Here is a 22,246-nt window from a genome sequence, read left to right on the forward strand (position 1 = left end):
TCTGCGGCGCATGCCGTAATTGAAAAGCGTTTGAACACAAGAAGGCCGATCGAGCCATGCATATCGATAGCATCCAGCAACATTTTTTCGACAGCGCAGAGACCAAGCGCCAGGCCGCACCGCTGATGGCGCCCCATATCGCCGCGGCGATCGAACGCCTGGTGGGCGCGCTCACCAGCGGCAACAAGATCCTCGTTTGCGGCAACGGCGGCTCGGCCTGCGCTGCCCAGCTTTTCGCCGCCGACATGATCGGCCGCTTCGAGCGCGAGCGCCCGGGCCTGGCCGCGATCGCCCTGACCACCGACAGCGCGATCCTCACTGCCATCGGCAACGACTACGATTTCAGCCTGGTGTTTTCCAAGCAGGTGGAAGCGCTCGGCCAGCCCGGCGACGTGCTGCTCGCGATTTCCACTTCCGGCAATGCCGCCAACGTGATCGCCGCGGTGCAGGCCGCCAGGCAGCGCGAGATGGGCGTAGTGGCCCTGACCGGCAAGGGCGGCGGCGAGCTCGCCGGCCTGCTCGGCGAATTCGACGTCAACCTGTGCGTGCCCAGCGAGCGCGCCGCGCGCGTCCAGGAAGTGCACCTGCTGACCCTGCACTGCCTGTGCGACGGTATCGACGAAGCGCTGCTGGGCGAGGGCTGAGCCCGCCCGACGATGCCGCGCGCAAACACAGTCTCCATTTTTGCCTCACTGCTACAAGCAAGGACCGCATGACGACTCTGCCCAACCCGCGTGAATCCCACGCTTCCCGGCCGACCGGGACCCTGCCACGCCTGGCCCGCACCGCGACCATGGTGGCGGCGCTGACCGTTGCAGCCACGCAGCTTGCCGGCTGCTTCCCGATCATCGCTGCCGGCATGGCCGGTGGCGTGACCATGGCCACCGACCGCCGGCCCACCTCTACCCAGACCATCGACCGCGGCCTGCAGCTCGAGGCCGAGAACACCATCAACTCGCGTTATAACGGCCAGGCCCGCGTAAGCGTGTCGGTCTTCAACCGCAAGGTGCTGCTGACCGGCGAGGCCGAGAACACCACGGTCAAGCAGCAGATCGAGCAGTACGTGCGGGGCCTGCCCAATACGCGCGAGGTGATCGACGAAATCGAGATCGTATCGTCGCCGTCATTCGCCACGCAGAGCCAGGACGCCTTCATCACCAGCAAGGTCAAGACCATGCTGGTCACCGCCGAAGGCGTGCCGTCGAATTCGATCAAGATCGTTACCGAGAAGGGCGTGGTCTACATGCTCGGCGTCGTCACCCCGCCAGAGGGCGAACGCGCCACCGATGTGGCGCGCAATGCCAGCGGCGTCGTCAAGGTGGTCAGGGCATTCGACTACGTGACCGAAGCCGAGAGCGCCAGGCTCGATGCTGCCGCTACCGGGCGGACCGCTCCGCCGGACACCTCGTCGGGCACCTCGTCGGGCACGCCCGCGCCAGTCCAGTCAGCGCCCGAGCAGACGACGCCGGCCGCTACCCCAGGCGCGACGACCACGCCTGTTACCTCGCCGGTGGCATTGCCGCCCGGCCGCAACCTGCCCTGAACGGCGGGCCGGACGGGGCGGCCCCGCGCCCCGCCCGGCGGTGCGCCGCGCACATGACTGCGCGGCGTACCCATTGCAGCGCCTCGCGCCGCGGCGGCCATCTCGGGCGGCCGAATTCTGCCTCACGCTCCGCTGAACTTCTTCCGGCAGCAACCAGCGTAGTTCGATCTGAGGTTTTTGCGTCACATGCGCGCGCTCCGGTGTGTTAGGGTTGGCACGCCCTCGCGGCGCGATCCCGGAGCAAACCATGATCCAGACCCCCTCACTGGCCGCCTTGACGGCGCTGGCGCTGCTGGCCTTGCCCGGCGGCGCGCACGCGCAGTCGCCCGATGCCACCGCGCTGCAAGCGCGCAACTGGGCCGCCGCCTGCGCCGGCTGCCACGGCCCGGCAGGCCGTGCTCCCGCGGGGAGCGCGGTGCCAGGGCTGGCCGGCCGCGACAAGTCCGAGCTGGTCCGGCAGATGCAGGACTTCAGGCAAGGCAAGCGCGCAGCCACGGTGATGCAGCAGATCGCCAAGGGCTACAGCGACCCGCAGATCGAAGCCATCGCCGGCTGGTTCGCCGCCATGCGCTAGGCGCCCCGGCCGGAAAGGAGACTCCCAGATGCAAAGACGTGAATTTCTCGGCGCGCTTGCCGGCACCGCCGCGCTCGGCGCATTCGGCGCGCATGCGGCCACCACCACCGGCAAGGCCAAGGTGGTGGTGGTGGGCGGCGGCTATGGCGGCGCCACGGCGGCGCGTTACCTGCGCGAATGGAGTGGACAGGGCATCGAGGTCACGCTGGTCGAGCCCAACGCCAGCCTGGTCTCTTGCCCGCTTTCCAACCTGGTCCTTGCCGGCAGCAAGCGCATCGACGACGTCACCTTGTCGTACCATGCGCTGGCCAGGCGTCACGGCGTGAACGTGGTGCGCGACCATGTCCGCGCGATCGATCCCGCGCGCCGCGTGGTGCGCCTCGCCGGCGGCGGCACGCTGCCCTACGACCGGCTGGTGCTGTCGCCCGGTGTGGAAATGCTCTCCAGCGAGATCCCGGGCCTTGCCCGGCCGGGCGGCGACCAGATCCTGCATGCCTGGAAGGCCGGCCCGCAAACGGTGGGTTTGCGCCGCCAGCTCGAAGCAATGCCCGATGGCGGCACCTTCGCCATCTCCATTCCGCTCGCGCCCTATCGCTGCCCGCCCGGTCCCTACGAGCGCGCCTGCCTGGTCGCGGACTATTTCACCCGCGCCAAGCCGCGCGGCAAGGTGCTGATCCTCGATGCCAATCCCGATGTCACTTCCAAGGGCGCGCTGTTCAAGCAGGTCTGGGCCACCCGCTACAAGGGCATGATCGAGTACCGGCCGCAGTACAACACCGTCGACGTGGACCCCGCCACCCGCACGCTCAAGTTCGAGGTGCAGGACGACGAGCGCGCCGATGTGCTCAACGTGCTGCCGCCGCAGCGCGCGGGCGCCATCGCGGTGGCCAGCGGGCTGGCCACCGCCAACGGCCGCTGGTGCGAAGTCGACTTCCTCACCTTCGAATCGAAGGCCGCGCCCAATATCCACGTGCTCGGCGACGCCATCCAGATCGCGCCGCTGATGCCCAAGTCGGGCCATATGGCCAACCAGCACGGCAAGGTGGCGGCGGCCGCCATTGTGTCGCTGCTCGCCGGGCAAGCGCCGAACCCCGAGCCGCTCTACAACAACACCTGTTACAGCTTCACATCCGCGCGCGAAGCAGTCCACATCGCCAGCGTGCATCGCTACGATGCCGCGCAAAAGACCATGGTCACGGTGCCAGGCGCGGGCGGTCTGTCGGCGGCGCCGAACGCGCTGGAAGGCACCTATGCCCAGGCATGGGCGGATGCGATCTGGAGCGACATGCTCGGGTGAGCGCGGCAGGATAAGCGCGGCGCGCACAGGGTCGTGGTGCGCATGACAGATGTCCCCAAGGTTGCAGGCCAGCGCGCATTCAAAAGCGCCGCACGCAGTGGTAAACACTATATGCGCACTTGCGCATATACGGATATATTGGACGGCATGGACGAGATGGATCGCGTGTTCGAGAAAGTGTCGGGGTATTTCAGTCTGCTGGCGGAGCCCACCAGGCTGAAGATCCTGCACGCCCTGTGCGATGGCGAGAAGCCGGTGGGCACCGTGGTGGAAACGGTGGGATCGTCGCAGACCAATGTCTCGCGGCATCTCACCGCGATGTACCGCGCGGGTGTGCTGTCGCGCCGCAAGGAAGCGAATCTCGTTTTCTATGCCATCGAGGACGAGAGCGTGATCGAGTTGTGCCGCACCGTCTGCGTGCAGGTGGCCAGCCGTCTGGAAGACAGCGCCTTGCCCGAGGGCATGGTCGACCGCTTCATGCCGCAGGCCGCACCGGCGCCGCGCCGCCGCAGCCGCTAAGGCGAGGTGCGCGCCGGGGTACGGCATCCACCCTCGCGCAGTTGTGCGGCGGCAGTCCGCATTCGCGGGCGTTGACCGATATCAGGTTGGCCGACGGCGCTTGCGTGCCGGACGAACCGAACGGAGGAGACCGCAGTGCCGGAACAGAGCCGCCCCGGGCGCATCGTGCGTGCGCCGGAACATTTCGTCAGCGCCTCGCTACAGCAGGACATCACGCAACATGGCCTGGGCACGCCGGACAGCCCGCGCCGGGATTTCCTGCGCAAGGGTTTCCTGGGTGCCGCGGCGGCGCTGGCCGTCGGGGTTGGCGTCGGTGCCGGCGGCAGGGCGCGCGCAGCGCAAGCTGCCGGCGACGACGCCATCCTCACGCCGCAACCCTGGGCCACCACGCTTGGCCAGGCGGTTGCCGCGCATCCCTATGGCCAGCCCTCCGCGTACGAGAAAAACCTGGTGCGGCGCGAGTCGCCGGGGCTGACCCGCGTGTCCGCCGCTTCGGTTTCTTTCGCGCCGTTGCAGGGCTTCTTCGGCATCATCACGCCCAACGGGCTGCATTTCGAGCGCCATCACCAAGGTTGGCAAGACATCGATCCCGCTCGCCACCGCCTGATGATCAACGGCCTGGTCAAGGCGCCGCGCGTCTACACCATGGACGACCTGATGCGCCTGCCGGCGGTGTCGCGCATGCATTTCATCGAGTGCGGCGCCAACACCGGCATGGAGTGGGGCAACGTGGCCGTGCCCACGGTGCAATACACCCACGGCATGCTGTCGTGCTGCGAATTCACCGGCGTGCCGCTCAAGGTCCTGCTCGACGATGCCGGCGCGGACTTCAGGCACGGGCGCTACCTGCTCGCCGAAGGCGGCGACGGCTCCGGCATGACGCGCACCATCCCGATGGAACTGGCCGACGAGATCATCGTGGCCTGGGGCATGAACGGCGAGATGCTGCGCCCCGAGAACGGCTATCCGCTGCGCCTGGTAGTGCCGGGCGTGCAGGGCGTATCGTGGGTCAAGTGGCTGCGTCGGCTGGAACTGGGCGATCAGCCGTGGAACACCAAGGACGAGACCGTGCACTACGTCGACATGATGCCGGACGGCATGCAGCGCCAGTACACCTCGATCCAGGAGTGCAAATCCGTGATCACCACGCCCTCGGGCGGGCAGCAGCTGGTAGGCCGCGGCTTCTACAACATCAGCGGGCTGGCGTGGTCAGGGCGCGGACGGGTGAAACGCGTCGATATCTCCGTCGACGGCGGGCGCAACTGGCGCACCGCGCGGCTGGAAACGCCGGTGCTGACCAAATGCCTGACGCGCTTCAACCTGGACTGGGTCTGGGACGGCGCCCCCGCCATCCTGCAAAGCCGCGCCATCGACGAGACCGGCTATGTGCAGCCGCACATGGCGCAACTGCGCGCGGTGCGCGGCACGCGCTCGATCTATCACAACAACGCCATCCAGAGCTGGCGGGTGGCCGACAGCGGCGAGGTCTCCAATGTCCATGTTGAGTAAGGCGGCCCGCGCCACGCTGCTTGCTGCCGCGATGGCGCTGGGCGGCCAGGTGTCGAGCGCTGCGACGCCGGCCGATGYCGCGCGTGCCGCGCTCGGCCGCACCGCCACGCCGGCCGAGGTCAAGGCCTGGGATATCGACGTGCGCCCGGACTTCCAGGGCCTGCCCAAGGGCAGCGGTACCGTGCCGCAGGGGCAAAGGATCTGGGACGGCAAATGCGCATCGTGCCATGGCGATTTCGGTGAATCCAACGAAGTGTTCTCGCCCATCGTTGGCGGCACCACCGCCGAGGACATCAAGCGTGGGCGGGTGGCATCGCTCACCGGCAACCAGCCGTACCGCACCACGCTGATGAAGCTCAGCACCGTCAGCACGCTGTGGGACTACATCCACCGCGCGATGCCGTGGAACGCGCCGCGGAGCCTGTCCGCCGACGACGTCTACGCCGTCACGGCCTACCTGCTCAACCTGGGCGATATCGTGCCGGCGGACTTCACGCTGTCGGACCGCAATATCGCCGAGGTGCAGCAGACATTGCCAAACCGCAACGGCATGACCCTGCAGCACGGCTTGTGGCCCGGGCGCGGCCAGGCCGACACGCGCAACACGGCGTGCATGAAGGATTGCACGGCCACGGTGAAGCTCGTGTCGACCATGCCGGCCTACGCCCGCGATGCCCACGGCGACCTGGCCGCGCAGCAGCGCACGGTGGGCCCCACGCGTGGCGTCGCCGCGGGCAGCGCCGCCAGTGAGCCCGTGGCCGCCGGCCCCGGCGGGGCAGCAGGCGCCAGGCTGGCCAGCCAGTACCTGTGCATGGCCTGCCACGCCACCGACCGCAAGCTGGTCGGGCCAGGCTTTGCCGAGATCGCGCGCAAGTACCAGGGACAGGAAGTGCAGGACACGCTGGCCCACAAGATCAGGACGGGCGGGCAGGGCGCCTGGGGCACCATGCCGATGCCGCCCCAGCCGCAGATTCCCGATTCCGACCTGCATACCGTGGTGAGGTGGATTCTTGAGGCAAAATAGCGCACTGGCCGCCGCCATGCCCCGTGGCACGGCCAACGCGCCGCAGCGCCGCCGCGCCGGCTGAGCCAACTGGCATGGCTGGTGGCGCGTGGCCTATCGCCGTCCCCACGGCTCATGAAATTTCGGAGCACTACCCATGAAGCAGTTTGTCATCGCAATGCTGATGCTGGCTTGCGCCGCCTCGGCCAACGCCGCGGTCGATGCCGCCAAGGCCCAGGAAATCGCCAACAAGAACGCCTGCATGGGCTGCCATCAGGTCGACAAGAAGCTGGTCGGCCCGGCCTACAAGGACGTGGCGGCCAAGTACAAGGGCGACAAGAACGCCCTGGCAACGCTGACCAAGAAGGTCAAGAGCGGTGGCGCTGGCGTCTGGGGCCCGGTGCCGATGCCCGCCAATGCCGGATTGAGTGATGCCGACCTGAAGACGGTCGTGGAGTGGGTGCTGGCAGGCGCCCCGGCCAAATAAGGCACCCAGGGCAAGCCCTGCCCGGACCGGTTACGGCTTCGGGACAAAAAGGTGAGGCATGGCACCGCCCGCTGCCGTGCCGCGAGGCACGGCAGGTCAACTGAGAACCAGCCGGAACGGAAAGACGCAGGAGAAGAGGAAACAATGCATTCAAAACGACGAGACGTATTGCGGGCCACCTCCATGCTCGCACTGATGGCCGCCACCGGCCTGATCAGCAAGGCGCAGGCCGCCGAGTGGAACAAGACCGCCTTCGACGGCAAGAGCGTGGCCGACGTCATCAAGGCGTTCGGCGGCAGCGGTACCGAGAAGAGTACCGGCATTACCTTTACCGCCCCCGACATCGCCGAGAACGGCGCCGTGGTGCCGGTCGCCGTGACCAGCAATATCCCTGGCACGGAGCAGATCGCCATCCTGGTGGAAAAGAACCCCAATACGCTGGCAGCGGATTTCACCATCCCCGCCGGCACCGAGCCCTTCGTCTCCACGCGAGTGAAGATGGGCCAGACCTCGATGGTGTACGCCGCCGTCAAGGCAGGCGGCAAATGGTACGTGGCGTCCAAGGAAATCAAGGTGACGCTGGGCGGTTGCGGCGGCTAAGGCCACGCTCCCATCGCAACACGCGGATTTCCCGCCCCACCATTACCTGAGAGAGGAAAGAACATGGCAGACCCGATGCGCGTGCGTGCCGCCGAGAATGGCGGCGTTGTCGACGTCAAGATCCTGATGAAGCACGATATGGAAACCGGCCAGCGCAAGGACGCGGCCGGCAAGATCATTCCTGCCTGGCATATCCAGAGCGTGGCGGCGCAATGCAAGGGCAAGGATGTATTCCAGGCCCAGTTCGGCCCGGCCGTGTCCAAGGATCCCTTCCTGAACTTCAAGTTCAAGGGCGGCGCCAAGGGCGACAAGATCACGGTGACCTGGGTCGACAACCGCGGCGACAAGCGGACCGACGAAGCCACCATTTCCTGAGCAAGCCCGGTACTGGCTTGTACTGGCTGATCCTGGCCGGTACTGGCCGAGCGGGCGACGGCATCCTCTGCTATGGTTCAGCTCGAATGTCGGGCCCGGGCCGGCGCATGTTGCGCGCGGGGGTGCGACCGGAAGGATAGCAATCATGCGGCGAGCATTTATTCGAGCAACGGCGGCCCTGGCGGCAATCGGCTTGTCGGCCAAGGCGGCGGCGCAGGCGGCACCGGCGGCTGCCGGCAAGGGCGGGCGCGTCAAGGTGGTCTACCAGTTGTCCGAAGGCACGGACCAGGCGGTGCGCGCCATGGCCAACCTGCGCAATCACCTGAACGCAGCGCCGGACACCAGGATCGTGGTGGTGGCGTTCGGCTACGGGGTGGACTTCATCGTGGAAGGCGCGCGTGACGCGCGCGGCAATTCCTTCGAGGCGGCGGTCGGCGCACTGGCCAGCGCCGGCGTCGAGTTCCGCGTCTGCCGCAACACGCTGACGGCGCGCAAGATCCCGGAGTCCAGCCTGCTGCTGGATGCCAAGGTCGTACCCGCCGGCGTGGTTGAGGTGGCCCGGTTGCAGTTTGATGAAGGCTACGCCTATCTGAAGCCGTAAGTAACACTCGCGCAGGCACCGGTGCGAACCAGGGGCCATGCACCAGGAAGACCAGCAATAAGACCGGCCCGCACGGCCTGGCGCCACACGGCGGCAGGCTCCCGAGGCCCCGAGGAGGAGTCCCATGAAAACGATCAGACGCCGTTGCACCGGCGCCGCGCTGGCAGTGGCCGGAGCCCTGGCGCTAGCCGCCGCCACGGTGCACGCCCAGGGCAGCACCGCCGAGGAAATCGCCAAGTACCGGCAGATGCTGGCCGAGGGCAATCCCGCCGAGCTGTGGGAAGCCGCCGGCGAGGAACTCTGGAAAAAGCCCGCCGGCCCCAGGAACGCCTCGCTCGAACAGTGTGACCTGGGCAAGGGCCCGGGCGTGACCAAGGGCGCCTACGCCGAGCTGCCGCGCTTCTTCAAGGACACCGGCCGCGTGATGGACCTGGAGCAGCGCCTGGCTTATTGCCGCGTGACGCTGCAGGGCCTGACCCAGGAAGAAGCGCTGAAGAACCCCTTCGCCTCCACCGGCAAGCCGTCCGACATCGAGCGCCTGGTGGCCTTCCTGGCCGGCGAGTCGCGCGGCGTGAAGATGAACGTGCCATTGAGCCATCCCGAAGAAAAGCGCGTGTACGCGCTGGGCCAGAAGATGTTCTTTTACCGCGGCGGCGCCTACGACTTCGCCTGCGCCACCTGCCACGCCGTCGATGGCCAGCGCATCCGCCTGCAGGAACTGCCCAACCTGCTGACCCAGCAGGGCGCTCAGGCCGCCTACACCACATGGCCGGCCTACCGCGTCTCGCAGGGCGAAGTGCGTTCGATGCAGCACCGCCTCTACGATTGCCTGCGCCAGCAGCGCTTTCCAGAGCCCGCCTATGGTTCCGACGTGATCACGGCGCTGAGCCTGTTCCTCGCCAGGAATGCCAACGGCGGCACGTATGACGGTCCGGCCATGAAGCGCTGAGCAAGGGAGAGCACAGATGAAACAAGCGCGTAGATTCACCCAGTGCACGCTCGCCGCCGCCACTATTGCGATGCTGGCCTGCGCGGGCATGGCGCACGCGGAGGACAGCGCCAGGCCGGCCAAGGCGGCCAAGGCGGCGAAAGCCGCCAAGGTCGCTGCCGTCAGCGATGCCGACATGAAGAAGCTGATCGAAAGCTCCTTCACGTCCAAAGGTCCCGCCACGGTCGAAGGCGTGCTCGATCGCGACGCCATGCAGAAGGCATGCAGCGATTACCCGGACCGCACCAAGGTGCCGGCGGCGGTGGCCAGGAAGATCGAGGCTGGCGAGTTCAAGCAGATCAAGTACCCGGCCGACAAGCAATGGCTGGGCGACTGGAAGGAAGGCGAGAAGACCGCGCAGAACGGCCGCGGCATGCAGTTTTCCGATGCGGTCGGCGGCACCAACGGCGCCAACTGCTACGCCTGCCACCAGATGACCAAGGCTGAAATCTCGTTTGGCAATATCGGTCCCTCGCTGTACCAGTACGGCAAGCTGCGCGGCGATTCGGAAGCGGTGCTCAAGTACACCTGGGGCAAGATCTGGGATTCGAGCGCGTTCTCGGCCTGCTCCAACATGCCGCGTTTCGGGCACAAGGGCATCCTCACCGAGCAGCAGATCCGCGACGTGATGGCGCTGCTGCTGGACCCGGCCTCGCCGGTCAACCAGTAAGCATCGCGATGACGCCCGGCGGCTTGTCCAGCCAGTTCCGGCGCGCGCTGCTGATCGCCGCGCTCGCCTGGAGCGGCGCCGTTGCGGCGCTGGAGGTGGGCGACACTGTGCGCCTGCCTGCGGTGCAACTGCTCGACGGCCGCTCCGTGACCGCCGCGCAGCTGGCCGGCAAGCCGCTGGTGGTGGAGATCTGGGCGTCCTGGTGTCCCTTCTGCGCATTGCAGAACCCGCGCCTGCAGAAGCTCTACGACAGCACCGGCGGCGCGCGCGGCGGGCTGCAGGTGCTGGCGGTCAGCATCGACAGGGACCCGAAGGAAGCCGCCGGCTACATGGCGAAGCACGGCTACGTCTTCCCGGCCGCCATGGACACGCCCGCGCTGCGCGCCGCGCTCGGCAAGCGCAAAGGCTTGCCCGAGCTGTACGTGATCGACGCCAACGGCAAGGTCGTGCAGAAGGAAGTCGGCGAAATGCTGGAAGAAGAAGTAGCGGCACTGGCGAAGTACGCCAGGCCAACGCCAAAGTAGCCGCTTTCGGCCACGCGACGCCGGCTCATCGCTGTCCGACACCGGCGCATGCCATCCACAAGAAGAGACGACGATGAACCGACGCGAGTTCCTGCAGGTGCTGGCCATTGCCGGCGCCGGCGGCATGACCTTTCCCGCCACCGACGCACAAGCCGCGCAGGCTGCCGGCAAGCTCTATGACGTGCCGCGCTTCGGCAATGTGCACCTGCTGCATTTCACCGATTGCCATGCGCAACTGCGGCCGCTGCATTTCCGCGAGCCCAACGTCAACCTCGGCGTGGGCGACTACGCGGGCAAGCCGCCGCACCTGGTCGGACAGGCCTTCCTGCGCCACTACGGCATCGCGCCCGGCAGCGCGCAGGCGCATGCGTTCACCTATCTCGATTTCACCGAAGCCGCGCGCCGCTACGGCAAGGTCGGCGGCTTCGCTCATCTCGCCACACTGATCAAGCGACTCAAGGCCGGCCGGCCCGGCGCGCTGCTGCTCGACGGCGGCGATACCTGGCAGGGCTCGGCCACCGCGCTGTGGACGCGCGGGCAGGACATGGTCGACGCGGCCCTCGCCCTCGGCGTGGACGTGATGACGCCGCACTGGGAAATGACGCTCGGCGCCGAACGCGTCACCGAGATCGTCGAGCGCGACTTCAAGGGCAAGGTCGCCTTCCTCGCGCAGAACATCAAGACCAATGACTTCGGCGATCCCGTCTTCGACCCCTACGTGATGCGCGAGATGAACGGCGTGCCGGTCGCCATCATCGGCCAGGCCTTTCCCTACACGCCGATCGCCAACCCGCGCTACTTCACGCCCGACTGGACCTTCGGCATCCAGGAAGACAACCTGCAACAGGTCATCGACCAGGCGCGCGCCAAGGGCGCGCAGGTCGTGGTGCTGCTGTCGCACAACGGCATGGACGTGGACCTCAAGCTCGCCTCGCGCGTGCGCGGGCTCGACGCCATCCTCGGCGGCCACACGCACGACGGCATGCCCGCGCCGGTGCCTGTCAAGAACGCCGGTGGCACCACGCTGGTCACCAACGCAGGCTCCAACGGCAAGTTCCTCGGCGTGCTCGACTTCGACGTCAAGGGTGGCAGGGTCAGCGACTTCCGCTACCGCCTGCTGCCGGTCTTCGCCAACTACCTCGCCGCCGATCCCACCATGGACGCGCTGATCGCCAAGGTGCGCGCGCCGTACGAGAAGCAACTCGGCGAAGTGCTGGCGCGCAATAGCGGCCTGCTGTACCGACGCGGCAATTTCAACGGCACCTTCGACCAATTGATCCTGGATGGCCTGATGGACGTGCAGGGCGCCGAGATCGCCTTCTCGCCCGGCTTCCGCTGGGGCACCACGCTGCTGCCCGGACAGGCCATCACGATGGAACACCTGATGGACCAGACCGCCATTACGTACCCGCACACCACCGTCACGGCAATGAGCGGCGAGACCATCAAGACCATCCTTGAAGATGTGGCGGACAACCTCTTCAACCCGGATCCCTACTACCAGCAAGGCGGCGACATGGTGCGCGTGGGCGGGCTGCAATACACCATCGACCCCACCGCGGCGATGGGCCGGCGCATCACCGACATGCGCCTCAAGGACCAGCACATCGACGCCGGCAAGACCTACAAGGTAGCCGGCTGGGCGCCCGTCTCGGAGGAGGCCCGGCAGAGCGGCAGCCCGCCGATCTGGGACTTGATGGCCCAGTGGCTGCGGGCCTCCGGGGAGGTCACGGCACGTCCGCTGAACCTGCCGACGGTGCGCGGAATGAACGGCAACGCAGGCATCGCGGCGTGATTGATATGCGGCAGAAATCTGAGCTACAATCGTCCGTCACGGGCCGATAGCTCAGCTGGGAGAGCGCTGCGTTCGCAATGCAGAGGTCGGGAGTTCGATCCTCCTTCGGTCCACCAGGATAAGTTCCAGAGCAGTCCAAGAAAGGCCGGGAAGCCAGATAGATACAATGCTTCCCGGCTTTTTTGTTTCCTAAATAGTCCAGTGTGATCTATTGAAATCCGGGGGCATACAGGGGGCAACCCACCGAACCCACATAGGAGATGCCCCGTTCTTCCTGTAGCAAATCCGTAGCACTGACACCGACGCCGGCAATAGACGGCATGCTGCGCACCCGTGGCGAATTCGATGTAGGACAGCCGCCGATTGTCGCGCCGGGTACGCTGGGTGACAGTGGGCCGGACAGGAGCTCACTGGAGACCATCATGGGAAAGGATGTGCATGTCGTGCCGGCCGATGACGGCTGGGCGGTTGAAATCGCCAACAGTCCGGCAGACCGGCAACTATTTTGTACGCAGGAAGAGGCCATCGCCTGGGTCACCGCATCGGCCAAGCGGGAGCAAGTCGCACTGTCCATCCATGGGCGTGACGGCAAAATCCGCGAGCAGAATTTATTCGGTCACAACCCCCACAAGATCCCCGATTAAGACGCGCGAGGTGCTCACCTGGTGGCAGATGGCCTTGCGCGCCGCGGTGATCTTCGTAGCCGCCTGGATCCTGGTGCGGAGTGCAGGGCGCCCCGCCTTTTCGCAAGGAACTGCGTTCGACCTGTGCATCATACTGTGCTGTCACGCGCGGTGGGCGGACTTCGCATCGACCTACTCAGGGCAGGCACCATCGATGCCACCTCGATGCGGCGCGCTATGATCGGCGAAGAAGACCTTAAGGCCAATCTTCGTGCAACGCCGCAGAGCGAATCGCTCGTCGACGTTAAGCGCGTCGTCGTGGAGTGCCACGGGAAGATGACCTTCGGTAAAGAGATGGGACGCGACAGAGGCCAAGCCCCAGTTGTCGCACGCGGCATAGCAAGCCACTGGAGGAAGTGATGGGCGACGTGCGGGATGTGGCGCATTTTTTGGTACGACATGACTTGGTTCTCGCCACCGCCGAGTCCTGTACTGCGGGCCTTATCGCCTCTCGACTGGCCGAAGTGCCGGGCTGCGGGAGCTGCCTACGGCTGGCGGTAGTGACCTACGCGCCCGAAGCGAAGATCGAGGTGCTTGGCGTCGCCCGCGCGCTGATCGACCGCTACGGATTGACCAGCGAACCTGTTTCACTCGCCATGGCGCGCGGCGTTTTGGCGATGTCCGGGGCAGACCTGGCCGTGGCCAATACAGGTGTCGCGGACGATGGCGCCGACGATGGTACACCCGTAGGCACGCAGTGTTTTGCCTGGGTTTTTCGGGCGAGCGGCCGCACCGAGCTTGCGATTGAATTCAGCGAGACCACTCAGTTTCATGGCGACCGCAACGTCATACGTGAGACAGCGGCGGACTGGGCTTTAATGCGAATTCCCTATTATTTCGAGCAGGCGCGTGGCAAGACAGATGATTAGCGGGGAAGGGGTGTTGCAAAGCTCGACACGGTAAGTTCCCCCTGGCCAGCCGTCGGATGCCGACGTCTCATCACGCAGGTTCGCCGAGCAGCACTAGTTTGCGCGATTCGAGCTTTGCGGCGACCGCACGCAGATCGGCCTTGGCCTTGATGACGGCCGGGAAGAGTTCGCCTTCCTCTTCCTCAACATGATGGCCGACGTACTCGGTCAGGACCTTGTAGTTGGCCTCGAGCAGCTCACCGGATTCAATCTTGGCAATTAGGTCTTTTGCGACACCATGCTCGACCTTTGCCTCATCCAACATGTCGTCCAGTTTGTCCGAGAGGCCCCGAATCGCGGGGTAGAAGATTTCTTCCTCGATTTGGGCGTGGATAGACAACTGCTGGCAGGTTTCCCGGGCGATTGACTGCTTTTCCGCCGATTGCCTTGCGGCCTCGAATTGTTTGAAGAGCTTCTTCACTGCCCGATGGTCGTCCATCAATAGGCCCAGCGCCGGGCGTTGTTCAAGCGGTATTTTTGACTTATCCATGATGTTCTCCGGGGGGGAATTTACAATTTTTTGGCTGGTATGCGATGAGCACTCCGCGCAGCCGTCGCCCCAGGATGACACGCAAATTGCGTACCGGGCGTGTTCCGCACGGCGAAGTACTGTCAGCTGTGACCGGAGCGCCCATTAGAGAGGCTGGAGCAGGCGCGCGTCTGGGTGCTAGCGCCCGATAAGGCTTGAGGAGCTAGGTGGCATGCGAGGGGAATGACCATCCGAATGCAGCGACAACGATCGCCGATGGCGACGTTCGAGTGCCAGACCGGCCTGCAGAAGGATGAGCCCCCACGTCTAATCGCAAGATCCCATACCTGACGCACTACATTAGCCGCCGGCAGGCGCAACGGCGGGCGCCGCTGCCGCGCCCATCATTTCTCGTAAGCTGGCCAGGTGACGCTGTACCGCGTGCGGCACGTACCATGCGTTGGCCGCCTGTCCGATGCGCCAGGCGGCGGGCATGTCGGGTGTCATCGCATCGAGTGAGGACAGGTAGTGCAACTGAGTCAGCCCGTCGTGCACGCCGGAGCGGCGTGACAGCAGCACGGGACAGACGGCATGCGCGCAGTAGGCGGCGAACACGCCGCTCTTGGCCGCGTAGGCGACCGGGTAGGCCAGCACGCCATAGGTGGACGCCGACAATATCCGGCCCGCCTCGTCAGCCTCCACGCGACCGTGCACGACCGCGCCTCGTTCTGCGAGCTTTGCGGCGAGAGCCGGATCGGCCAGCGGTGGCCCGACATCGTGCAGTTCGAAGCCGGCATGACGGACCCAATCGAACAGGGCATCGCCAGCGGCACGGTAGGTACCGGTACGCAGCGCTGCGCCGCCCAGGACCACCACCGCGGCACGCCTCTCGCCGTCGTGTACACCGCCCTCGCCAAGATTGGAGAAAACCGGCAGCACCCGGTGCAAGCGTGGCGGTGCATGGGTGTTCAGCCAGAGCGCCGACCCCTCCCGGTTGGTCAGCCAGAAGTCCGCCAGCGTCGCCAGTTCGGCAGCGATGTAACGCTGCAGGGGCGACAACCAGAACGCCGAGCTCCACGGCGGCCCATCCGCGTAGAGCTCGTGGAAGAACACGCCGAAGGTGCGCATGCGCGGCCTGGCCTCGCGCAAGCGCCGCAGCAGCCACAGCGGCGCGCCGCGCTTTGCGTAGCCATAGCCGCTGTAGTGCAGGATTACGTCGGCGCCGGCCAGCGACGAGGGCGGCAGGGCGGGCGTGGCCTCCAGCAGGCGCCCGTGCAACAGGCCGTTCAGCGTTGCGGCATAGTCCTTGACGCCGCCCTCGCCGGGGGAAGTCAGGCTGATCATGTCCACGTTCATGCCTGGCGATGGGAGGCTGCCCGCCTCGCCGGGCGCTCGGCGGCGCGATCCGGTACAGATACTTTCCGCATAGCAATATGTTCCTTTCGGCCTGCGTCGAGATTGTCATGTCCGCCGACATGGCTCTGTGCACCAGCGCACGAAAGTGACCACGATCCGATCTGCCGCGCATCGCGTTCCTGAGGAGCGAGGGATCCAGCTTGCCGGCGCTGGCTGGTGAGACATAAGTGGGGGCGGCAGAAGCCAGCGCACGCCAAAGAAAAAGCCCGCATGGCGCGAACCGTGCGGGCATAAAAGAGCTCTGGAGGAGCACGAAAAGATCGAGATCTGTGATCGCGAAGATGTCAGCGTCGGATGATGCTGGTATGGCCAACATTCGACGCAAATTGCGACCTTACCTGGGTCAGGCCTGGATGCAAATCACCATCGTGAACACAGATCAACGCTTCAACAGATCAAGCTACGCTCAGGGCACATTGCTCTGGGTAAAATTAAACGGCTTGCCGGCCACGGCAAAAGTGCCGCCAAACTCAAACGCGTCATTCCCCGACTGACCGATGCCAATATTGAGCGGCGTATTTCCGCCCTGCAAGGAAATCGGAGCATAACGATAATTCATCACTTGCTTTCCTGCGTAATCGGAAAGGGTAATCACGCTGGTCAGCAGAGGACTTTGCTGGGTTTCGTCTACCGTGATGGGATCCACGATGCGAGAGTCCTGAAGCGTCTTTGTAACCTTCATCGTTGCCGTATTCACGAGTTGGACTTTTTGCTCCCCCCGCGAGACCACCCAAATATCGGTGTTCGAGTTGCCAAGCCCCACATTCACACGATGAGTCATGCTGGTTGGGTTCTTGCCGACTTGAAGGCTATTCACTTCGCTGATCAGGTTGGGATCCAGGTTCGTTCCGGACTGCACGCCGGCCACATTGATCGCATGAATAATGCCATCTTCGGTTGCGACCCAGGCTTGACCGGGATTTGCCAAAATCGAAACCTTCACCGCCGTTGGCCTTTGAGCCAGGCTCATCGTCTTGATGATGGTCGGTGCATAATTATTCACCGAAAATGCCTGAGGCCACTGCGAGTCGCCAAGGCCGGTGTTTGCCAGCGTCGAGCGCAGAGAGGCAAGGGTTCCCTGGAAGTAGGTATTGTTCACCTTATCAAAAAGTGGCTTCAGGTTCAAAAACACCACTTTCTTTTCGGATTTCGATACCACTGCGGCTACGCCGGAACGCGAGATCAGGTTCCCGTTGAGTCCGCCAACCGCGAAGCTCTTTTGATTGACGCTGCTGGCGCTTGGGTTGAGATCCTGATACGACATATCGGCACCAGTACCCCCCACTGGATCATACAACCATCCTTGCGTGTTGTTGTCTTGCATCACACCAAAGTCAGTGGATGCGGAGATGCTCGTCGGCGCCGCCATGCCAGGCAGATCGACAAAACCCAGCAGCTTGATAAATACAAAATTGGACATATTTCTCAAGCCCGGATATAGCCCCGGCCATGACATCGGGCTGGAATCATAGGGGCCGCCCACCTGGCTACCGTCAGCGAGGCTTCCAAGTGCAAGTACTGCCACCTGGCCCTTGAGGTTCACAGTGTCCCAGATCGTCACCAAGGCAAACTCGGAGTTCGTCGTAATGGCGATCGATGTCGGCACTTTACCCGCGGGCATCTGCACGGAAGCGAAGTGAGATGCGGTATTCGTGCCAACCGAAGCAATCAAACCGTTTTGAAAAGCAACGAGGGATTGTGCGCAGTCGTGCTCACTGCATCGAGCCATCGCAATGGGCTTGGTGGGCAAGACACCACCATTGGCCGGTACATAATTATTCAACTGAGGATTCGACGGGCTATTGCCAAAAACCCAGGGGAGCTGCGGTTTCTCAGTAACATTCCCCGAGCTTAGATCCAAGGTCAATAAGGACGTGACCCCGGGGTCCGAGGCAACATCGGATCGGTATATAACGTCTCCCATATTGCTCCCGAAATCGTTTCGCGAGCAATCGGTCGAGCCTAGCTGCGCAATGATAAGCGGGTTGGTGTCATTACCGCCGTCACACGGATTGGCATGCGGGTAGAACTTGTGATCGCCGGGCTTCCAGTAGGTGGGCGCTCCAGCTGCTGGTGTCGAGTTACTCTGGCCATAACGATACGCGATGGCCTGGTCACTACTATAGTCAGAAGCAATGGCAACATAAGCTGACGGAATCAGATTGCCGGAGGAATCAAGGATGTCACCTGCCGGGGGCGACGTGGCCGGGGGCGTAGTCGCCGGGGGCGTCGTGGCCGGGGGAGTTGGGGACGGCGTGGGTGAGCGGTGTCTGTATGCCTCAGTCGCAAGGGTGCTGCCGGAGGAGGCTGTATCGGATCCATCGCCACCGCAGCCGGACAGCACTACGGCGGCGCAGGCGGCCACCAGAAGCTGGAGGCCAGGGGCGATGTAAGAATGGCGCGCTGTGCGCGGTCGAATGGAGTTCGCTAGTAAAGGTTTCCCAGGCATCGGTCTCTAAGTAGTCTAAGTAGGTTGATGAAGCGGGCGAAAATCGCGCAAGCATCCGCTCACCCAGGCATAAGCCTGACGGCGGTGCGTATGCGACGGAATGCTGTGACTAAAAAGGCAGTCGGGTTAACCAGCAGGAGTTAACCCGCAGGGGTTAACCTGAGCAGCGGTGATCTTATGGGCGTGTGTTGTGCAGCGTACAGACAAATAACATTGACTTACGTGTGATCCGCCGGCGCACCACATCGGGACTGCAACGGCGCGCGCATGGAGTCTATCGACCACTCGCGTAACGGTCACATGTAAGCATTTGTTCGCATTCTGGACGTCCGTCGATGCCCGCCAATAAGATTGGTTCGCGCTTTTCGGGGCCGGCTTTGGCCCGGCATGTTTGGCTGACCACCGGTTGCGATGGCCGGACCAACTCTGTGGATTAATGCTAGCGAATCACTCAACGACGCCCGGAAGGGCTCACCTTGCCAAGACCCTTCTCATACTGGGCAGCGCGACCATGGCACTCTCCGCGTGCGGAGGCGGCGACGACGGCACCAGCGCTGCGGCGCCGGCGGCTGCCGCCAACATCAGCCCGGCCAGGACCGCTCAGGCGGTCGGTGCTGGTGCGGTCACCGCCTGCTTCACAGTGACTGGCAACGCCCCGGCCGCCCAGAATGCATCGGGCGTCAGCTTGCTTCCCGTGCGCGGCGATGCCGGCGTCACCAACTACCAGGTGCTGGGCGAACCCAAGACGGCCGGCCTGTGCTACGCCAATTTCCGACGCATGCAGGTCGGCCTTCCCGCGCTGGAAGCGCAAGGTGCGATCGGTGTGGCCGCGCAGAACCACAGCAATTACATGCTCTGGAACAAGACCCTTGGGCACAGCGAAGATCCCGCGTTGCGGGGCTTCACCGGCGCTTCTCCGGATGTGCGCGTGCAAGCACAGTACCAGACCGACGCCATGGCGGAAGTTGTCGGGGACGCCACAAAATGGAGCTCGGATCCCAACGCGGTCCTGAACCTGTCATCAAACGACGTATTGGTGTCCGAACTGTTCGACGCGCCGTTTCATCGGATCGCGCTGCTGGGCAGCTTCAAGTCTGCGGGGAGCGGTTATGCCGAGCAGAGGAGCACGGCAGCGGGGGGCGCCACGGCGTCGTTCTACCAGACTGTCGACCTGGCCGATGCGACCATGCCCGGTACCGGCAACCAGATGGTGGCGTATCCCTTTGCCGGTCAGACCGACGCGCCGAGCAGTTGGGTGAACACTGAAAGCCCCAATCCCGCGCCCGGCTACCAGAACCAGACGCTTGGGTATCCCATCACGCTGCAAGCCATCGACAGCAGTCTGGTGCTCAATGCGGATACATTCGTGCTGACCGACGCGCAAGGCAACAACGTAAATTGCCTGAAGGTCGATGCGCGCAGCGCAAATCTCGCCGCGGATGCCGCCGGCATCGCGATTTGTACGCCCCTCGCGCCGCTGGCGGCCGCGAGCAAATACAACGTGAAAGTCACTGGCAGCCTGGGCGGAAAGCCTCTCAATCTGAGTTGGTCGTTCACCACCCGGTAGCACATTGCCGCGCCACTGAACGTGGGCCCGGTGCAGGTCTCGCCCGACTCATCCGAGTCGGGCTTTTTCGTTTTGTGTGACCCGTCCTGACCGTTGCACTAGAGCGTGCCGGTGAAGCGCAAAGCTGGTACCGGCCCGGGATCCTCACTCGGCAGGTGTCTTCCTGCCCCTCGGCGAAGCCGGAACTGCCGCCGGTCCCGTGGGCACGGATACCGGCATGACTGGCGTCGGGGGCGGCCGAAGCCGGTTCGCAACCGGATGCGGCAAACGCACCGCCGCCATGCCCTCGGATTCATATAGCGCCTGGCCATTGTCATAGCCAGTGGAGACGGCTTCCAGGTAGCCCGGCATAAAGCTTTGCTCGGGCGTAACCATTGACTTGAGCGGCGCGGCGGGCTGCGCGTACGCCACGCTGTTTGCACACAACGCGAGCACGCGAATCAGCAGGACAGCTCGCTGCAGCTTTCGCATGGCGCCCTGCGCGCGCGAAGCGGGCCGGCTCTCTCGGGGTTCATGGCAGTGGATCTTCATTGCGGTTCTCCGAAGGAGCGGAAGCTCCGGTTGGGAAGACGAGCATCGACGCTGCTCTCGAAGCTCTTAACCGCATGGACCGTGCCATCCCCTGAAAGGCGGAAATAGTGTATACGCCGCCACTTTCCGGCTGAGGATGTTGGGTGGATACCGACAAGTGTGCTTGTCAACGTCGGATCGCACGCAACAAGTCTTTCGCCCGAAGCGCGGGTGAATGCCTCGGCCTGGCTGTGGATAACCGCGCAAAACCCTGGGGATAAACAGGCAGGAAAGCTGTGCCCCGGCTGGGGGTGGACTGTGGGCGTATACGTACAACTTCCGGGCGGTTTTTGCGCGCTACGTATACGCTGCCGGGATATCCCGTGAACTCAGGGCAATCCCCGGAGCTTATCTTATTGGCAAGTCCTTGAGCCGAAAGGGAAAAGACGGCTTATCCACGGAAAAACGGTCCGTTTACCTACTACTACTATATTGGTATACGTAAACAATACAGACAGAAATAAGGCAAGCATTGCGCGGAACGTATACGTGACCCTCTCGGAGGCCACGCCACGTATGCATTCCGCCGCCTTGGCTTAGCGCGGCACCTTGAATGTCTTTCTCGCCAGCAAAGCCTCCTCGCGCGTCGTGCAGCCGTCCATGTGATCGTTAACGAGGCCCATGGCCTGCATCAATGCATACATCGTGGTGGGGCCCACAAAACGCCAGCCGCGCTTCTTCAGGTCCTTGGACAACGCGGTGGATTCGGGCGAGATGGCCATGGTGCGCAGGACATCCGGCGTCAGCCGCGCGGGCCGGCTGGCGGGATCGGGCTCGAAGCGCCAGAAGTAGGCAGCCAGCGACGGCTCCGTCTCCAGCAGTTCGCGAGCGCGTTGCGCGTTGTTGATGGCCGCCTCGATCTTGCCCCGGTGACGGACGATGCCCGCGTCGCCAAGCAGCCGCTGGATATCGCGCTCGCCGAATCGCGCCACTTTTTCGATTTCGAAATTGGCAAAGGCGCGGCGGAACGCTTCACGCTTGCGCAGGATGGTGAGCCAGCTCAAGCCAGCCTGGAAACCTTCCAGGCATAGCTTTTCGAACAGGCGGCGGTCGTCGTCAACCGGAAAGCCCCACTCGTTGTCGTGGTAGTGGCAATAGTCTTCCAGGGTGCCGCACCATCCGCAGCGCACGCGCTCCGCCTGTGGCACGTCCAGGGTCTCCAGAGTCTCCTTTCGCACCTTCTGTTTCGATGCCTTTCTTGCCACGTTGCTGTCTGCTGCCATGAGTGCGTTCTCCTTTGATCCGCCATCTTAAAGCGACTCGCGCGGCATGTCCCTGCCGCGCTGGCGCAGGATGCATTTGCTACCATGCCGGCCGTGAGGAACGTTTCCGATGAGGACTGACATGGACAAACGACTGGCGACCATCGAAGAAGACGGCTGGCAGCTCGACGACGGCGAGGTCATCGGCGCGGCGCATCCCGAGACCTTCTGGGTGCCGCCGCTGGCGGCCCGGCAGGCGCTGTAGCCCGGCCAACTGGTGAAACTGATCTTTCGCATCACCACCACCGATGAGAAGGAACGCGAGGAGCAGCACGTGGAGCGCATGTGGGTGGTCGTCACTGGCCGCGAGGGCGGTCTCTATAGCGGCGATCTCGACAACCAGCCCTATTGCACGGAGGAGATGGAGCCCGGCATGCCGCTGTGGTTCGAGCCGCGGCACGTGATCAATATCCATAGCGACGAAGAGTGACCGCCCG

At 64.4% G+C, this 22,246-nt stretch carries 26 protein-coding genes and 1 tRNA gene; 22 read left to right on the plus strand and 5 right to left on the minus strand.

Going from position 1 to position 22,246, the window contains the following annotated elements; translation table 11 throughout:
- Positions 1-56: 56 nt before the first annotated feature.
- From AC1DQ3_RS23160 to AC1DQ3_RS23250, 19 genes are all read left to right on the plus strand, one after another.
- On the plus strand, positions 57-644 hold the full coding sequence (locus tag AC1DQ3_RS23160) for a phosphoheptose isomerase (protein ID WP_477122494.1): 588 nt from the start codon (positions 57-59) through the stop codon (positions 642-644).
- A 68-nt stretch (positions 645-712) separates the two neighbouring features.
- Positions 713-1,543 carry a BON domain-containing protein gene (locus tag AC1DQ3_RS23165; protein ID WP_477122495.1) on the plus strand — a complete coding sequence of 277 codons (831 nt, stop codon included), beginning with the start codon at positions 713-715 and terminating at the stop codon, positions 1,541-1,543.
- Between the two features lie 247 nt (positions 1,544-1,790).
- On the plus strand, positions 1,791-2,117 hold the full coding sequence (locus AC1DQ3_RS23170) for a c-type cytochrome (protein WP_477122496.1): 327 nt from the start codon (positions 1,791-1,793) through the stop codon (positions 2,115-2,117).
- A gap of 28 nt (positions 2,118-2,145) precedes the next feature.
- The gene (locus AC1DQ3_RS23175) at positions 2,146-3,414 is read left to right on the plus strand and encodes an FCSD flavin-binding domain-containing protein (RefSeq protein WP_477122497.1); all 1,269 of its coding nucleotides are present in this window, start codon (positions 2,146-2,148) and stop codon (positions 3,412-3,414) included.
- Positions 3,415-3,525: 111 nt separating this feature from the next.
- The gene (locus tag AC1DQ3_RS23180) at positions 3,526-3,933 is read left to right on the plus strand and encodes an ArsR/SmtB family transcription factor (protein ID WP_477122498.1); all 408 of its coding nucleotides are present in this window, start codon (positions 3,526-3,528) and stop codon (positions 3,931-3,933) included.
- Positions 3,934-4,068: 135 nt separating this feature from the next.
- The gene (gene soxC, locus AC1DQ3_RS23185; RefSeq protein ID WP_477122499.1) at positions 4,069-5,442 is read left to right on the plus strand and encodes a sulfite dehydrogenase; all 1,374 of its coding nucleotides are present in this window, start codon (positions 4,069-4,071) and stop codon (positions 5,440-5,442) included.
- Positions 5,426-6,466: a c-type cytochrome gene (locus AC1DQ3_RS23190; protein WP_477122500.1), complete on the plus strand. Its 1,041-nt coding sequence runs from the start codon at positions 5,426-5,428 to the stop codon at positions 6,464-6,466. Before soxC ends, AC1DQ3_RS23190 begins: the two co-directional genes overlap by 17 nt.
- Before the next feature lie 136 nt (positions 6,467-6,602).
- Positions 6,603-6,932 carry a c-type cytochrome gene (locus tag AC1DQ3_RS23195; RefSeq protein WP_477122501.1) on the plus strand — a complete coding sequence of 110 codons (330 nt, stop codon included), beginning with the start codon at positions 6,603-6,605 and terminating at the stop codon, positions 6,930-6,932.
- A gap of 144 nt (positions 6,933-7,076) precedes the next feature.
- Positions 7,077-7,532: a thiosulfate oxidation carrier protein SoxY gene (gene soxY / locus AC1DQ3_RS23200; protein WP_477122502.1), complete on the plus strand. Its 456-nt coding sequence runs from the start codon at positions 7,077-7,079 to the stop codon at positions 7,530-7,532.
- A 63-nt stretch (positions 7,533-7,595) separates the two neighbouring features.
- Entirely contained in the window at positions 7,596-7,907 is a 312-nt protein-coding gene (gene soxZ / locus AC1DQ3_RS23205) for a thiosulfate oxidation carrier complex protein SoxZ (protein WP_477122503.1), read from the plus strand.
- Positions 7,908-8,052: 145 nt separating this feature from the next.
- Positions 8,053-8,508, plus strand: a complete 456-nt coding sequence (locus tag AC1DQ3_RS23210) for a DsrE family protein (RefSeq protein WP_477122504.1) — start codon at positions 8,053-8,055, stop codon at positions 8,506-8,508.
- A gap of 124 nt (positions 8,509-8,632) precedes the next feature.
- Positions 8,633-9,457: a sulfur oxidation c-type cytochrome SoxA gene (gene soxA / locus AC1DQ3_RS23215; protein ID WP_477122505.1), complete on the plus strand. Its 825-nt coding sequence runs from the start codon at positions 8,633-8,635 to the stop codon at positions 9,455-9,457.
- Between the two features lie 16 nt (positions 9,458-9,473).
- The gene (soxX, locus tag AC1DQ3_RS23220; RefSeq protein ID WP_477122506.1) at positions 9,474-10,166 is read left to right on the plus strand and encodes a sulfur oxidation c-type cytochrome SoxX; all 693 of its coding nucleotides are present in this window, start codon (positions 9,474-9,476) and stop codon (positions 10,164-10,166) included.
- Between the two features lie 8 nt (positions 10,167-10,174).
- The gene (locus AC1DQ3_RS23225) at positions 10,175-10,690 is read left to right on the plus strand and encodes a TlpA family protein disulfide reductase (RefSeq protein ID WP_477122507.1); all 516 of its coding nucleotides are present in this window, start codon (positions 10,175-10,177) and stop codon (positions 10,688-10,690) included.
- A gap of 73 nt (positions 10,691-10,763) precedes the next feature.
- Positions 10,764-12,485, plus strand: coding sequence for a thiosulfohydrolase SoxB (soxB, locus tag AC1DQ3_RS23230; RefSeq protein WP_477122508.1), 1,722 nt, complete (start codon positions 10,764-10,766; stop codon positions 12,483-12,485).
- 40 nt (positions 12,486-12,525) lie between these two features.
- Positions 12,526-12,601: transfer RNA gene (locus tag AC1DQ3_RS23235), tRNA-Ala, on the plus strand.
- 204 nt (positions 12,602-12,805) lie between these two features.
- Positions 12,806-13,129: a DUF2188 domain-containing protein gene (locus tag AC1DQ3_RS23240; protein ID WP_477122509.1), complete on the plus strand. Its 324-nt coding sequence runs from the start codon at positions 12,806-12,808 to the stop codon at positions 13,127-13,129.
- Between the two features lie 150 nt (positions 13,130-13,279).
- Positions 13,280-13,528 carry a hypothetical protein gene (locus AC1DQ3_RS23245; RefSeq protein WP_477122553.1) on the plus strand — a complete coding sequence of 83 codons (249 nt, stop codon included), beginning with the start codon at positions 13,280-13,282 and terminating at the stop codon, positions 13,526-13,528.
- The gene (locus tag AC1DQ3_RS23250; RefSeq protein WP_477122510.1) at positions 13,528-14,037 is read left to right on the plus strand and encodes a CinA family protein; all 510 of its coding nucleotides are present in this window, start codon (positions 13,528-13,530) and stop codon (positions 14,035-14,037) included. Before AC1DQ3_RS23245 ends, AC1DQ3_RS23250 begins: the two co-directional genes overlap by 1 nt.
- Before the next feature lie 70 nt (positions 14,038-14,107).
- On the opposite strand, the gene AC1DQ3_RS23255 is transcribed toward AC1DQ3_RS23250, so the two are convergent.
- From AC1DQ3_RS23255 to AC1DQ3_RS23265, 3 genes are all read right to left on the minus strand, one after another.
- Entirely contained in the window at positions 14,108-14,566 is a 459-nt protein-coding gene (locus AC1DQ3_RS23255; protein WP_477122511.1) for a hemerythrin domain-containing protein, read from the minus strand.
- Positions 14,567-14,905: 339 nt separating this feature from the next.
- A complete protein-coding gene (locus tag AC1DQ3_RS23260) occupies positions 14,906-15,889 on the minus strand; it encodes a hypothetical protein (protein WP_477122512.1) in 984 nt (327 codons plus the stop codon).
- Positions 15,890-16,367: 478 nt separating this feature from the next.
- Positions 16,368-17,744, minus strand: a complete 1,377-nt coding sequence (locus tag AC1DQ3_RS23265) for a hypothetical protein (RefSeq protein ID WP_477122513.1) — start codon at positions 17,742-17,744, stop codon at positions 16,368-16,370.
- A 1,177-nt stretch (positions 17,745-18,921) separates the two neighbouring features.
- Between AC1DQ3_RS23265 and AC1DQ3_RS23270 the strand changes: the two genes are divergently transcribed.
- The gene (locus AC1DQ3_RS23270; RefSeq protein ID WP_477122514.1) at positions 18,922-19,977 is read left to right on the plus strand and encodes a CAP domain-containing protein; all 1,056 of its coding nucleotides are present in this window, start codon (positions 18,922-18,924) and stop codon (positions 19,975-19,977) included.
- A 144-nt stretch (positions 19,978-20,121) separates the two neighbouring features.
- Here the strand turns inward: AC1DQ3_RS23270 and AC1DQ3_RS23275 are convergent, their stop codons facing one another.
- Positions 20,122-20,508 (minus strand): hypothetical protein, encoded by a 387-nt coding sequence (locus AC1DQ3_RS23275; protein ID WP_477122515.1) that lies wholly within the window; start codon positions 20,506-20,508, stop codon positions 20,122-20,124.
- 575 nt (positions 20,509-21,083) lie between these two features.
- On the minus strand, positions 21,084-21,770 hold the full coding sequence (locus AC1DQ3_RS23280) for a DNA-3-methyladenine glycosylase I (protein ID WP_477122516.1): 687 nt from the start codon (positions 21,768-21,770) through the stop codon (positions 21,084-21,086).
- A gap of 121 nt (positions 21,771-21,891) precedes the next feature.
- Here AC1DQ3_RS23280 and AC1DQ3_RS23285 point away from each other — a divergent pair, with 121 nt between their 5' ends.
- Positions 21,892-22,014, plus strand: coding sequence for a hypothetical protein (locus AC1DQ3_RS23285; RefSeq protein WP_477122517.1), 123 nt, complete (start codon positions 21,892-21,894; stop codon positions 22,012-22,014).
- Positions 22,015-22,026: 12 nt separating this feature from the next.
- Positions 22,027-22,239 carry a hypothetical protein gene (locus tag AC1DQ3_RS23290; RefSeq protein ID WP_477122518.1) on the plus strand — a complete coding sequence of 71 codons (213 nt, stop codon included), beginning with the start codon at positions 22,027-22,029 and terminating at the stop codon, positions 22,237-22,239.
- Positions 22,240-22,246 lie beyond the last annotated feature (7 nt).

The sequence above is a fragment of the Cupriavidus sp. 01T418 genome (assembly GCF_056398885.1).

Excerpts from the sequence above, each read along its gene's own strand:
- AC1DQ3_RS23160 (WP_477122494.1), top strand. The coding sequence starts at position 57 with ATGCATATCGATAGCATCCAGCAACATTTTTTCGACAGCGCAGAGACC.
- AC1DQ3_RS23165 (WP_477122495.1), top strand. The coding sequence starts at position 713 with ATGACGACTCTGCCCAACCCGCGTGAATCCCACGCTTCCCGGCCGACC.
- AC1DQ3_RS23170 (WP_477122496.1), top strand. The coding sequence starts at position 1,791 with ATGATCCAGACCCCCTCACTGGCCGCCTTGACGGCGCTGGCGCTGCTG.
- AC1DQ3_RS23175 (WP_477122497.1), top strand. The coding sequence starts at position 2,146 with ATGCAAAGACGTGAATTTCTCGGCGCGCTTGCCGGCACCGCCGCGCTC.
- AC1DQ3_RS23180 (WP_477122498.1), top strand. The coding sequence starts at position 3,526 with ATGCGCACTTGCGCATATACGGATATATTGGACGGCATGGACGAGATG.
- AC1DQ3_RS23195 (WP_477122501.1), top strand. The coding sequence starts at position 6,603 with ATGAAGCAGTTTGTCATCGCAATGCTGATGCTGGCTTGCGCCGCCTCG.
- soxY (WP_477122502.1), top strand. The coding sequence starts at position 7,077 with ATGCATTCAAAACGACGAGACGTATTGCGGGCCACCTCCATGCTCGCA.
- soxZ (WP_477122503.1), top strand. The coding sequence starts at position 7,596 with ATGGCAGACCCGATGCGCGTGCGTGCCGCCGAGAATGGCGGCGTTGTC.
- AC1DQ3_RS23210 (WP_477122504.1), top strand. The coding sequence starts at position 8,053 with ATGCGGCGAGCATTTATTCGAGCAACGGCGGCCCTGGCGGCAATCGGC.
- soxA (WP_477122505.1), top strand. The coding sequence starts at position 8,633 with ATGAAAACGATCAGACGCCGTTGCACCGGCGCCGCGCTGGCAGTGGCC.
- soxX (WP_477122506.1), top strand. The coding sequence starts at position 9,474 with ATGAAACAAGCGCGTAGATTCACCCAGTGCACGCTCGCCGCCGCCACT.
- AC1DQ3_RS23225 (WP_477122507.1), top strand. The coding sequence starts at position 10,175 with ATGACGCCCGGCGGCTTGTCCAGCCAGTTCCGGCGCGCGCTGCTGATC.
- soxB (WP_477122508.1), top strand. The coding sequence starts at position 10,764 with ATGAACCGACGCGAGTTCCTGCAGGTGCTGGCCATTGCCGGCGCCGGC.
- AC1DQ3_RS23240 (WP_477122509.1), top strand. The coding sequence starts at position 12,806 with ATGCTGCGCACCCGTGGCGAATTCGATGTAGGACAGCCGCCGATTGTC.
- AC1DQ3_RS23250 (WP_477122510.1), top strand. The coding sequence starts at position 13,528 with ATGGGCGACGTGCGGGATGTGGCGCATTTTTTGGTACGACATGACTTG.
- AC1DQ3_RS23255 (WP_477122511.1), bottom strand. The coding sequence starts at position 14,566 with ATGGATAAGTCAAAAATACCGCTTGAACAACGCCCGGCGCTGGGCCTA.
- AC1DQ3_RS23260 (WP_477122512.1), bottom strand. The coding sequence starts at position 15,889 with ATGATCAGCCTGACTTCCCCCGGCGAGGGCGGCGTCAAGGACTATGCC.
- AC1DQ3_RS23270 (WP_477122514.1), top strand. The coding sequence starts at position 18,922 with ATGGCACTCTCCGCGTGCGGAGGCGGCGACGACGGCACCAGCGCTGCG.
- AC1DQ3_RS23275 (WP_477122515.1), bottom strand. The coding sequence starts at position 20,508 with ATGAAGATCCACTGCCATGAACCCCGAGAGAGCCGGCCCGCTTCGCGC.
- AC1DQ3_RS23280 (WP_477122516.1), bottom strand. The coding sequence starts at position 21,770 with ATGGCAGCAGACAGCAACGTGGCAAGAAAGGCATCGAAACAGAAGGTG.
- AC1DQ3_RS23285 (WP_477122517.1), top strand. The coding sequence starts at position 21,892 with ATGGACAAACGACTGGCGACCATCGAAGAAGACGGCTGGCAGCTCGAC.